Here is an 11,915-nt window from a genome sequence, read left to right as displayed (position 1 = left end):
TTGTCATCTATTATGTCAATGCCTTCAATAAAAAAACTTAGGTACTCATTGTATTTACTATTTCTAAATTCAACTATCTCCTCGAATTCTTCTGCTTCAATTTCTTCCTTAAAGTCGTCATAAACTAAATAAAAAGTATAGTCATTCGGATCATATTCTTCAGCGTAAATTTCACCTGTTTCACTATTGACTGACCGATGAGGAATTTTTTCTTTTTTTGGGGGAAGAATTTTATATTCTCGAAAAAGATCAATGTACTTCCCCACCGTATGCCTTTCAAGACCAACTTTAAAGCCAATCTCTTCATTGTTAAGAATAGTGCAATCTTCTTCAAACAGGACTTTTAACAACTTTTCAGCTGTTTTTTCATTAGGAAATTGCACAGAGCATGCGGCCACTTTTTCACATAATTTTATGAACTCTGATTTTTGTTCTTCTTTATAATCAAAAATTCGATAAGCAAATGCACCTTTTTTCACTTTAAATCTTTCATACTTATAGTTTTTTAGATGTTTTGGATGTGTCCTTCTTAAAGTATTCTTTTTGACACCCAAAATTTTAGCCAATTCTTCTTCTGAATAGGTTCGCAACTCCAACATTTTGAGACATTCCTTTCTTATGAATCGAAAAAAATGTCATAACCAAATTACCATTATTAATATATATACATATACTGTGGTAACTTTCAGATGACATTTTTTTAAGAGCGTGACAAATTTTTGATTCTTTTGTTTCTCTCAAAATCCATCAATTGAATAGAGTGGAGATCTTCACGAAGTTTCAAAGTATCTTTAAAGATGTAAACTTGCTTGTCCTTATGAAATTTATTGGATCCAATGCTTACAAGTTGATTTCCTCTTTTAAGCAATTCAATGGCCAATGATCTTTTGAAGATTTTTTTCATTCTCATTTTGAATGCCACTCCCTTGAACAAAATTCGTTATTTTTATATCTAAGAAGTGGCAAATGTAAATTTAAAAAGAAAAATTGTCAGCATGATCTGTTCTCATTCAAACTTACATAAATTGGAATGCAGAGAGACGCGAAATTTTGCATTTAATTACGGGCTGAATGGGTAATCCATTTCTAATTTTGTCCCACAAAAAATAGAACGAATATTCAAAAATTATTTTTGTTTTTATCCATAAAAAAAGAACGGATTTTTCGCTCTCAACTGTTTTAAAACGTCTTTAAATTTGCACCAGATTCGATTTTAAGGCTATCAAAAGAAAAGACTAATAGAAAAAACACTAGGAATCATTTTGGAACGTTTCTGGCGTGAATCTGGGCTTAAATTCGGCTTAAAAATCATAAAATTTGCCCAGATTGGCCATTCTCCAAGAGGAGGGAGGATGTTGGTCAATCTGGGCACTTTGGGGATGATGAACAAAATTCAACAAATTCTCGACACAATCGAGAAGATAACAAGGATTTACAACCAAAACAGTGAAAACTATTTTTTAAATAGCAAATTTTATTTTTAAAATCAATAGTCTAGGATGGCTCGTAGGATGGTTTTTGGAGGCCATCCTATGCTAAGGATATTACTAAAAATTCAAAATTATGTTTATAATTAATACAAATCTGAAAAGAAAAACTCATTTATTGAATTTTTTATTTAAAAATCATGAAGGGATGGGGAGCATGAAGATCGGGGAGATCTTAGAGCTAACGCAAACGGAAAGATTAAGCGATATTGCAAAGGAACGTCTTACAATCGGAGAAAAAGCAGCAAGACAAGCCTTGAAGGCAGCAGGGTGCTATTCGATTAGTGGGAAAAGAGGGTGGCACTGCGATAACCCAAACATTTTAGACCAATCAATTTATGATTTTGTTGAACGAAAAGTAAAAAACGATATTAAAAAGGCTCAAATGGAGGTTTCGGCGACAGTGGAAAGCAATACAATTTTAAAACAATCTGAAAAGACAGAAAATAAACAAATAAATAAAAAATCCAACCAGTTTGAAAACAAACCGACCAAAAAGGTTACCTACGAGATTGAGGAAGATCTTCACGATCAACTAAAAATTAAGGCTATTATGGAAAAAAGAAAAGTGTCCGAGATAGTAAATGAGATTTTAAAAAATGCCTTGAGTTAATGACCGAAGGCAAATGATCGAGAAAATAGACTCGATCATTTTTTTCTTTCTCTCTTTAATTCTTCAACATCCTTCTCAATTTGCATGATTTTATGCTTCAGAAATGCTGATGTTAATTTTAGATCATCATCTCTTTTGGCTCCCGGAGCGAGATGGCTCGTATCATAAAATTCATCATACATCATTTCTAAAAATCTCCATCTTTCTCCATTCTCCATGTTCTTAACAGCTTCGAACAATTCATCTGCGGTCCACTTTTTGTCCATTATTGGGCTCCTTTCTAATAATACATAACGCCAGAGAGTGTGGATTCCGTTCTCTCATGAAACTTATGCGAAATTTTCAGACGAACTACTATATTACTAGAAAGCATTTTGGAGGTGAACTTTGTTATTTTTCACTTTATTTAGATTAAGACAAGGTAAAACCCACACTCGTAATTTTTTAAAAGTCAATCATCTATAATTCTAAAAATAAAAAAGAAAGGAGGCATTTCTATGCCCATTCAAATACTCGCTTTAATTGTTTCAGTTATTGGTGTAAGTGTAAATATATTAAATGCAATGTTTCCACATTTTTTTCGAAAAACAGGAGAGTTTCTACTCCATCTAGATATGTATGTGTGGATCATTATTGTTTTGCTATTAATGATTGCAGCACAGCAAGTATTTATATATTTCAAATTCCGAAGGTCTAAATCTTAGAATTAGCCCTTTATTATACGTGTCACCAAAGACAAGTAGAGTAGCAACAGATTTTTATGTTTGTAAAAGTACACCTTTTAGACCTTTCTCAAAAACTATCATTTCAACGTTTATTAAATATCAATAACATTTTTACAAACGTTTATTAATTATCATTGATTTTATAAACAAATTTCTTTATATTGGTTACAAACCAATAGTAAGGAAATTGAGGGATTAAATGAAATGAAAATTGGTTATGTTCGTGTTTCTTCTCAAGATCAAAACATTGATCGCCAACTTCAAAAAATGATTGATTTAGGTATTGAAGAACGTTTCATTTTCGTTGATCGGCAAAGTGGTAAAGATTTTGACAGGCCACAATATCAAACTATGAAAAGGATCATTCGTGAAGGTGATCTCGTTTATGTAGACGCTTTGGATCGTCTTGGGCGTGATTATAATGGGATTATTCAAGAATGGAAACATATAACGAGGGAATTAAACGCCGACATTGTAGTCTTGGAAAATGAATCATTGTTCGATAGTCGTAAATTCAAATCAATGGGCGACATAGGAGAACTAATGGAAGATCAGTTCCTTTCTTTGCTTGCTTATGTGGCAGAACAAGAACGAAAGAAGATCAGACAAAGACAAGCTGAAGGAATCGCATTGGCAAAAGCAAAAGGGAAACAATTAGGTAGGCCAAAGATCAATTTAGAATCACTTTCCAAAGAACAGCGCCAAGTATTAGAGAACAATTTCCCTAAATGGAAAAATAAAGAGATCACAGGCGTGGAATTCATGAAGATGTTGGGCTTAAAGAAAAATACTTTTTATAAAATCATGAAGGAATATTCCAATATATAAAATAAGATCGAGTGAAGGAAGGTGAAAAAGATAGTCACGCAAGTGGCTGTCTTTTTTGTTTGAAATTGAAAAAATCAGCAGAAAAGTTATACAATTAAGGAAAAAATAACTAAAAAGGTGAGGAAATTGTCACTTGCAAAGATTCTGAAAGACCCAAAATTCTGGCTTGAAGTAATCATTTTCGTTTTGTCGCTAATCAAGAAAGGCGCAACCAAACAAGAAGCAGTTAATAAAGCAGCTAACCAATTTGCGGTCAGTCCATCGGAGATTTTAAAGAGAATGAAATGATAGTCGCCTAATGACTATCTTTTTTCGTGTTTATTTGGCCTTATTTTGGCTTTTAAGCCATCCTAGTAGTCTTTATTTAGGAATCTGTTTGAACATGCTCAGAACGCCAAAATCGTGCAAATTTCGCTATTCTATGAGTGAGCAAACAGGTTATAAAATGATTGTTTTATAAATTTTATCAATATTGCTGAAGATTGGGAAAATGACTAGAATTTTGGTGTTTTTGGAGTTAAAATATTGATCAGAGTAAATAAAAAATAAAAAACGACAAAATAAAAAGGCTGTTCGGCTACCACCCCGAACAACCTGCCCTGTTGCCTACCACAGAAAACAGGGTAAATCACCTTATCGATAAGTTTATTATAAATGGATTACATAAAAATTTTCAACCGTTATTCATAATTTTTTAGACTTGTAAGGTGCATTTTACCCTTTTTCTAACATGTGCTGTGGTTGGTGAAGGGGTAAAGTGCGCCTTTTTGTTTTTGTCTAAGGAAAGGGAGATAAAAACAATGAAAGATGTCATTATTGATTTGCTTCGTTCAGACGGATCTATTGTTGTAAATAAACGTTTAGCAAAAGCTATCGGATTGACGGAAGCAGTCGTATACAGCGAACTTGTGAGCTTGTATAAATATTGGGCAAATCGTGGAGAACTAACAGATGGCGAATGGTTTTTCTGTACGGATGACAATCTTGTAGAAAATACAACTATTCCAAAAAACACTGTTAGAAGAAAAGTAAATGAATTGGTAAAAATGGGACTTATCGAAAAAGAGTTAAAAGGATTGCCAGCTAAAATCCATTACCGTATAACAGACAAAATTTTTGAAGTATTAGGTTTGTGGTCAAGCAAGGATAACCAAAATGGTCAACCTGATGAAATCAACGTTTCTGACGAAAAAAGTGCCGAAAAACCGCATGGTTATCAGCTTACCCAAAATGGTCAACCAAGAGTAACCAAAATGGATAAGCAAGGATCGCCAAAATGGTCACCAAATAATACTAAATTAAATAATACTAAGATTAATAATACTAATAAGATTAGAGAGAGAGACTTACTTATGGGGGCTGAAATTGAAGAAGAACTGAAAGATTACATAGAAGAACGATTAGAAGAATTCGAGAAAAAAGGAATCAACTTACAAACAGTAATCAATTGGATTGAAGCCAACAAAGAATTTTATAGCTTCTCTGAATTTGCTGTAGGGATCAATCAGCTTTTGGAATTCCCTGAACCAATTAAAAATCCTATTCGATTCTTAAATAGCACTTTTGCTGAAATTGAAAAATATGTTAAAGACTTTCGTAAAAAACAGATGAAAAAAGGTAAAAAGGAAATGGCAGCGAAAAAGAAACAACAAGTACAACCACAATTTCAACCACAACCACAAGCAGTTTTCTTTAATTGGTTGGAGCAATAGGAGTCATAAAGATCTAGGAGGATAAAAAAATGAACTGGGAACGTAAAGCGCTTGAAAGGATCATTCAACTTCTTCTTAAAAAGGACAAGGAATATTGGGAATTGGCTTCCGCATTATCTAAATTAGGAATTGAACTAAACTTCGCCGGTACTTCTTACTATGTTTTACAGGAAATTACAGAATGGAAACAGTTACCTGAACACATGGAAGCTATGGAAGAAGGAGACATGAGCAAAGAAGAATTTGTTTCTGCTTGTTTGGAACATATAAAGAAAAATTTTAGTTGATACAAAAGGAGCGATTTTAACATGGAGAAAATTTTCATGGCATTTAAAGAAGAATTGCCTGTGATTATTGGTTTTTTATCTGTTGGGCTCATTGCTGTATTTTTCTTATTTTTGTTTTGTAAACAATTGGTTGATTTAAAGCGTGACAAAAAATGATAAACAAATTAAAAGTCTCTCAAAAAAGATTGAGAGACTTTCTACACATTACCAATGTCCAGTAGCTTTGCAAGCTGATTTTACTGCTGAATATTTTGCTCCCCATTTATGACAAGCTGTATGTAAACCATATGCATACGCATCTTCTACAACTTTTGTAGCTATAGTAAGTCCTACTACACCAACTAAAACAGCTTTAAAAGTTTTTATAAGGGCATTATCGTTACCTGCGGCAAAAGCTTTATTTAAAGATGTTAGACTAACTAGTTTACCATGTTCTTTAACATAATCTTTTACCTCATTTTTAAAATCATCTGAATAATTAATAGCTTCTTTTACTTCACTTGGTTTTACACTATGTAAATACTCTCTTAAATTATTTATTTGATCAGTTGTTAATCCTTTTTCTTTGGCATAGTCCACATCCAAAACATAATTTGAACCTTTTTTCACAAAGCCATTTTGAACAACATCGGCCACGTTTAATAAATCATCACCGTTGATCGTGCTCGGATCATCTGAAGCAAAAGTTACTTTTAAAGACAGTGGAGCAAAAACAGCAAACACTAATGCTAAAGCTGAAATAATAATAAAACTGTTGAAAATATTTAGTTTTTTTAACACAATATTCCCTCCTAAATCCTATTACTTTTGTATCCTACTCTATCACTAATTGGTATTTTTGGCAACATTTTCTATTTAAAATAAAAAATGCAAATAGGTACACTCCTATTTGCAAAATCTTATTTCCCTTGATCAGCAATTTTTTCAATAAACTTAGGAAGTCCATTCATAGGTACTTGAAAATAACGGAGTGTTGCTCCGAAAATTATAATTACCACTAACAAAATTATTGAAAACATCATGCTTATTCTAGAATTGGCTTTCATATAATCCCCTTTTATTTCTAAAATTGTTGTTTTTTACATTATAACACTACCAAGTATTGAATAAAATGTATAATTTAACTAAAAATAGTTACTTTAAGACGATTGGATTTTTCTGTCTGGCTCTATTTTCGAAGTGATGAGCGATGATAATATGGTTTATAATCATTGATAAGCAAGTAACGAATAATGATGAGTGACTATCTGAAATATTCAATGATAGATGGTGATTATTAATGAGTGAATATCTAACAATTGCAGAATTGGCAGAACAGGCAGGCATTCCGAATTCAACTTGTAGGCGCTATTTGGCTAATTTTGAATCATTCTTCGTGGTTAAAGGTGGCAGTCGATTAAAAAAATATGAAGGCGAAGCTGTGAACATCCTCAAAAGAATAAAGCAACTTTATGATGAGGGAAAAGACACGAACGAGATCCGCAACATTTTGGCCAATGAGTTTCCTTTGGTGATTAACCATGATGATCAACGAGAAACAAGTGAGAAAGTTGCAAACACCCCAACATTGGCAACCAGTGAGGATGTTGAGGAAATCAAAAAAGCACTGGAAGAACAAAAGAAATTCAATGAAATGCTATTAAAAAAGCTAGACGAACAAAACCGATACATCAAAGAGTCATTGGAGAAACGAGATCGACAACTCATGGAATCGTTGAATCACGCTTTGGAAATTAGGCAAGCTAGAATCGAAGCTGCGGCAACAGAAAAAGACCAGCCAAAAGGATTTTTTGCACGATTATTCTCTAAAAAAGGGCAAAAAAAATAAATGGTCGCCACTCAAAACATGTGACGACCAAAAAAATTGTGCAATATGAAGCTCTATGACGCATTTAATTTTGAATTTCTGTATAACTGCCCATCTAAATGCAAAATTCAAGCCCATTTTTTAACGATTTTAGCGTGTTTCTAGTCGTTTACCAATGATTTTTCCAGTATTTTCCAGATATTTTCACACAAAAATCGAGTTTTGGGATGTTCGGTGTGAGCGAGGGGCCGCGCCGTATCGTTTCCAGAAAAAGGATTTTTTCCTGCGGACATGGGGGATCAATTTCTTAAACTTTCATCATTCCCAACAAACCACTGAAAATGTAAGGCAATTCGTTCATGGTGCTATCTGCGCTTTGAATTTGCCGATTTTCGCACCAATGCGCCAACCTTGCTATTGTCGTTCTTGAATTTTTTAAACAAGTGAATAAAATAAAAAATATCTCCGGCATCTTTTTTATGAGGATTTTCAGTAAGGATTATGTTTCTTAATTCATTCACTGTTGGACAAAGTGTGTGTAGGACACCTTTGTCCAAACCTCTTTTTAAAGCTTCAGTTCATAAAAAGGATTAATGGAATAATAAACAAAGCTGTAAGATACCTTGCCTAGTCCACGTTGTTTAAGTTCTTTGTTGACCATGCTCCATATCTTCTTTTTGGATTGGGTTTTTAGCGAAAACAATAGGACAAATGCTTCAGCTAATCGATATTTATAGCGCTTAGGATGAAATGAATCTTTAATTGATTCCAAAGCTTTAATGTAGTTCAGTATATTTTCTTCGTTTGTCACATGACTTCACTCCTTTAACTTTCAAGGAAAAGAGAGCCACCAAATTGATGACTCCCTATCCAAACATGTGAAATATTTCACAAGATTATCCAGCGTTAACAGTCAATTTAACAACTGCTTGAGGATTGACAACCGCCCCATCCATGTAAGCGTCAAGAAGGAACATCTTAGAACCTTTTAAAGCCAATCCAGAATCTTGAATTTCTTGGAGCCCCATGTCTTGTTTAACCAGTACAGCATAAGCCTCTGCAATATTACCGAACACCACTGGTGTAGTTTCTGGAAGTGCGTCAGTCGTATAAACAGGCAAGCCAAAGAGTGTGTGTTGGATTGCACCATTCACAACTCCGTTTTGGATATAATAGTGTCCATTTTCGTCTTTTAATTTGGCAATTTGATTAAAAAATTCGCGTTGCATAATAAATGAAGCGCCATTCAGAAAATCTGAATGAATTCCTAAATACAGCGATTGCAGATCATCCAAAGTTACTGCACCACTGATATTGACACTGGCAACATCAGCATCATTAATAATTCCCTTGAATTCTTCATTTCCATTTCCTGTTAAAATAGCTTTCTCAACAGCTTTAGCAACACGACGAGCCAAAAGATTTTGAACGTAATCCGTAATACTTACAGCAGAATCATTGATCAATTGATTCGTAATTGTAATCGCTGCGCCCACACGTTTTTGTTGCAATTCCACAAATTCCAAGCCTAATTGCCCTTCGATTACGTCATTTCCTTCACCAACAAAGCCTGCAACAATAGAGTCATTTTCTCGTGCTACTTTAAGATTTCCAGTGATGGAAGTGAATTTGCGAGCTTGAGCGAAAACAGGTGAAATATTTTCCATTTTCAAGACAATTTCATTTGCAACGTTTTCTGGAATGAGCACTCCACCGTCTGCGGTTGTATTTAAGGAGCGAGATTCACCACGAAGAATTTTTTCAAATTCTTTCACATCAGCGTTTTCAGTAATTTTAATCATGTTTTCAACACCTCTTGTTTCACTTTTTTCTTTTTTCAAAAGCTCAGAAGGAATCTTGACATCTTCAACGACGTCAATTCCCCTTGCTGCAATTGTTGATTGCGAATAAGCAGGATTCTTCACTACACTGACTTCAATTAATTCAAGTTCTTCAATTGTTCTTTCATAAACTCCATCGTCTCTGACATCCCAAGAGTCTTTAAGAGCAACAAATCCAAATGACATGTTTCGTAAAATCCCATCAGAAATAAGCTGATAGTAATCTTTTCCCCAAGAAGTTGGAGCGATTGTGGCTTCCATGTAAAGACCTGTGTTGTCCTCTTTGAGCGTTAAAGAGTTGTTTCTTGTAGATGCCAAAATTAATTGGTCATTGTGTTCGGCCAAAAAATCAATGTCGTTAGTTGCATTCTGAAGCGCTTTAGCGAATGCACCTGGCGCGATTCGTTCAACAAATTTGGTTGTATTGCCGAGAACTTCGGACCATTCACCAGTTTTATTGACGTAACCAGAAACGGTCATGGCTTGTCCGTCTTGGCTATCGACACGAAACTCAATCTTGCTGTTGCGGATCTCCATTTTCATTTAGTTGATCATCTCCCTTGTTGAGTTGTTGGCCTAAGTTGATGATTGTTAATGATCCAGTTTTCGGATCTTTCAAAGCACTTCCAAGCGACAATTTAAAGTAATCTTCATCAACTTTTGGTAGATCTAATTTGGCGCGTGCTTCGTTGAGCGAGATTAAGCCACCATCGACCAATTTGGTAACAACATCGACTTTCTCTTTTTCTGTTGTTCGGAGAATCTCGGAAGTATCGAAACGGAAATAGAAGCCGGATCTTTTCTCGAAGTCATTCAATAGTTCATCATTAAGAGATGATTCGATAACGTTGATAATGGGGGCAATGGTGTATTGCAAAAATTGGATGTTTTGCATTTCCAATGAGGAATATTTGTTGGCTGAACTGTTCACCATAGCTTCGGGGATGTTGAATAAGCGACAAATAGAAGAAAGAGTGTTTTTTGAGGTTTCATTTAATTGAAGATCGTTGGGATTCATGGAAATAGGCTCATATTCCAAGCCTTCTTCCAAAATGATTGTTTTTCCAGCTTTGCTGGTACCACTATATAAGTTCTCCCATGATGCACGTAACCGATCAATAGCTGTTTGTGTCAATCGGGAAGATGCTTTCAATATGCCAATTGGCAAAGCGCCGTTTTTGAGAATGTTCTTTGAATATTCCAACTCGTTCAAGGCTTGTTCTAATACATCAGAGCCATCAACTAGAATTCCTTCGTTACCAACTTCAAAAATGATTAATTGATCGGATGAAAGCGTCACAGTTTTAACAGGAGAGGAATATACAAAATCAATTTTTCCAACTCTGATACCATCTTCGTACATGTATTTTTCTTGGCGGATTTTGTTGGCAGGTAAATAGTGGAGTTCATTTTGACTGGCTTTGTAGAGATAAGCTTTGCCATAGAGGAGAAGATCTTTAACGATTAATTTTTTAATCTTGTAGCCAGTTTCAAACTGATTAGATTTATCATTAAGCAGCGAAATTCTTGAATCATTGATCTTGTTAACTTCACCGTTTGGAGTTTCTTCATATAAATAAATTGGCAATTGAGCAATGGAGGAAGTAATCAATTCCACACAACTTTTGACAGCCGGAATGGACAAGGCTTGTTCTTCCGAAACGGAATAAGAACGACTAGGACTAATGAAAACAGAGGAAAAATAATCTTTTCCTGAGTCACTTCCAAAGCGTGAACCAAAGTTAAATAATCCCATTTAATTCACTCCCATTTGTTGTGGAGTCTCTAAATTTAAAAAAGAAGTTCAAAAAAAGAGAGAGCCAAGAAGGCTCCCTCGATAAAGAAAGGATAACGAATATAGACCGTTCAGCAGGAGGCGTTGAAATTCGAGCCCCGAAAAGGGGGTGGAGAAATTAGTAAGGAGGTGAGCTATTGAGGAAAAACGAAAACATGAAAGGATGATTTTAATGATGAAACAAGAAAGCACTCAAAGGAGATCGAAGGAGGTTGGAAATGAAGCTAAAAGCTCCTGCTGCTGAAAAAGAAAATATAAAAACCGCCAACAAAAGGCGGCTTAAATCGATTCTCAATAAAAAATTAGAAAATTTTTAAATTTTAAATTTGCTAGACAAAAAAATAAAAGCAACCCCTAAAAAGCACCCTCACTATTAATGTAGACAACTCGGCATTTTCAAACACTTTTTCAAAGATTTTTTTAAAAAAATTGATCCCTCACTATATACAGTACACAAATCGCAATTTTTATTCACTTTTGGAGGAATTTTTTTTAAAAATTTTTTGCCCCTCCACTATAATACGTGCGTTTCTACCTAATTTTTAGACACTTTTTCAAAAATGTTCACAAAATGTTCATAATTTAGGAATTTTTTACAAATCAATTAGTAAAGGCAGCATTTTCCGCCTTTTTTCATGTTTTTCTTTAAGCTGTTAATCTACTATCATCAAAATAATCCTCAAAGATCTCCTGCGCTTTTTCTGTTGGAACTTTAGACAAAGCTTTTTTTGGAATGCCTCCAAAATTTTTTATACACTCATAATAGGAAAAATCTTTGGCAGTTTGCTTATATTCTTCAATGGCTTTAATTTTTTCGTTT

The 11,915-nt window shown here is 34.2% G+C and carries 13 protein-coding genes and 1 pseudogene; 7 read left to right on the top strand and 7 right to left on the bottom strand.

From position 1 onward, the window contains the following. Nucleotides 1–599, bottom strand: a pseudogene (locus NST12_RS16975) (hypothetical protein); the annotation flags it as partial. Between the two features lie 101 nt (nucleotides 600–700). Next, a complete protein-coding gene (locus NST12_RS16970) occupies nucleotides 701–910 on the bottom strand; it encodes a hypothetical protein (protein WP_341102644.1) in 210 nt (69 codons plus the stop codon). A 695-nt stretch (nucleotides 911–1,605) separates the two neighbouring features. On the opposite strand from NST12_RS16970, the gene NST12_RS16965 reads away from it, so the two are divergent. After that, complete coding sequence (locus NST12_RS16965) at nucleotides 1,606–2,100, top strand: hypothetical protein (RefSeq protein ID WP_341102641.1); 495 nt, start codon at nucleotides 1,606–1,608, stop codon at nucleotides 2,098–2,100. A 35-nt stretch (nucleotides 2,101–2,135) separates the two neighbouring features. Here the strand turns inward: NST12_RS16965 and NST12_RS16960 are convergent, their stop codons facing one another. Further along, complete coding sequence (locus NST12_RS16960; protein ID WP_341102638.1) at nucleotides 2,136–2,366, bottom strand: hypothetical protein; 231 nt, start codon at nucleotides 2,364–2,366, stop codon at nucleotides 2,136–2,138. 663 nt (nucleotides 2,367–3,029) lie between these two features. Between NST12_RS16960 and NST12_RS16955 the strand changes: the two genes are divergently transcribed. From NST12_RS16955 to NST12_RS16935, 5 genes are all read left to right on the top strand, one after another. Continuing rightward, nucleotides 3,030–3,653 (top strand): recombinase family protein, encoded by a 624-nt coding sequence (locus NST12_RS16955; protein ID WP_341102635.1) that lies wholly within the window; start codon nucleotides 3,030–3,032, stop codon nucleotides 3,651–3,653. Between the two features lie 126 nt (nucleotides 3,654–3,779). After that, a complete protein-coding gene (locus tag NST12_RS16950; protein WP_341102631.1) occupies nucleotides 3,780–3,941 on the top strand; it encodes a hypothetical protein in 162 nt (53 codons plus the stop codon). 512 nt (nucleotides 3,942–4,453) lie between these two features. Next, on the top strand, nucleotides 4,454–5,365 hold the full coding sequence (locus tag NST12_RS16945; RefSeq protein ID WP_341102629.1) for a hypothetical protein: 912 nt from the start codon (nucleotides 4,454–4,456) through the stop codon (nucleotides 5,363–5,365). Nucleotides 5,366–5,394: 29 nt separating this feature from the next. Beyond that, a complete protein-coding gene (locus NST12_RS16940; protein WP_341102626.1) occupies nucleotides 5,395–5,652 on the top strand; it encodes a hypothetical protein in 258 nt (85 codons plus the stop codon). Nucleotides 5,653–5,673: 21 nt separating this feature from the next. Then, the gene (locus NST12_RS16935) at nucleotides 5,674–5,808 is read left to right on the top strand and encodes a hypothetical protein (RefSeq protein WP_341102624.1); all 135 of its coding nucleotides are present in this window, start codon (nucleotides 5,674–5,676) and stop codon (nucleotides 5,806–5,808) included. A 48-nt stretch (nucleotides 5,809–5,856) separates the two neighbouring features. On the opposite strand, the gene NST12_RS16930 is transcribed toward NST12_RS16935, so the two are convergent. Next, nucleotides 5,857–6,432 carry a hypothetical protein gene (locus NST12_RS16930; RefSeq protein ID WP_341102623.1) on the bottom strand — a complete coding sequence of 192 codons (576 nt, stop codon included), beginning with the start codon at nucleotides 6,430–6,432 and terminating at the stop codon, nucleotides 5,857–5,859. 499 nt (nucleotides 6,433–6,931) lie between these two features. Between NST12_RS16930 and NST12_RS16925 the strand changes: the two genes are divergently transcribed. After that, a complete protein-coding gene (locus NST12_RS16925; protein ID WP_341102621.1) occupies nucleotides 6,932–7,480 on the top strand; it encodes a MerR family transcriptional regulator in 549 nt (182 codons plus the stop codon). 544 nt (nucleotides 7,481–8,024) lie between these two features. On the opposite strand, the gene NST12_RS16920 is transcribed toward NST12_RS16925, so the two are convergent. The 3 genes from NST12_RS16920 to NST12_RS16910 all read right to left on the bottom strand — a co-directional run bounded on the left by NST12_RS16920 (nucleotide 8,025) and on the right by NST12_RS16910 (nucleotide 11,056). After that, a complete protein-coding gene (locus tag NST12_RS16920) occupies nucleotides 8,025–8,270 on the bottom strand; it encodes a hypothetical protein (RefSeq protein WP_341102619.1) in 246 nt (81 codons plus the stop codon). Nucleotides 8,271–8,355: 85 nt separating this feature from the next. Next, nucleotides 8,356–9,843, bottom strand: coding sequence for a phage major capsid protein (locus NST12_RS16915; RefSeq protein ID WP_341102618.1), 1,488 nt, complete (start codon nucleotides 9,841–9,843; stop codon nucleotides 8,356–8,358). Further along, nucleotides 9,812–11,056, bottom strand: a complete 1,245-nt coding sequence (locus NST12_RS16910) for a phage portal protein (protein ID WP_341102612.1) — start codon at nucleotides 11,054–11,056, stop codon at nucleotides 9,812–9,814. Before NST12_RS16910 ends, NST12_RS16915 begins: the two co-directional genes overlap by 32 nt. Nucleotides 11,057–11,915: the final 859 nt, after the last annotated feature.

The sequence above is a fragment of the Bacillus sp. FSL W8-1127 genome (genome assembly GCF_038006725.1).
Taxonomy (GTDB): Bacteria; Bacillota; Bacilli; order Bacillales; family DSM-4216; genus Bacillus_O; species Bacillus_O smithii.
The sequence above is the reverse complement of the archived record's forward strand: the minus strand, read 5'-3'. Positions and strand labels throughout refer to the sequence as shown.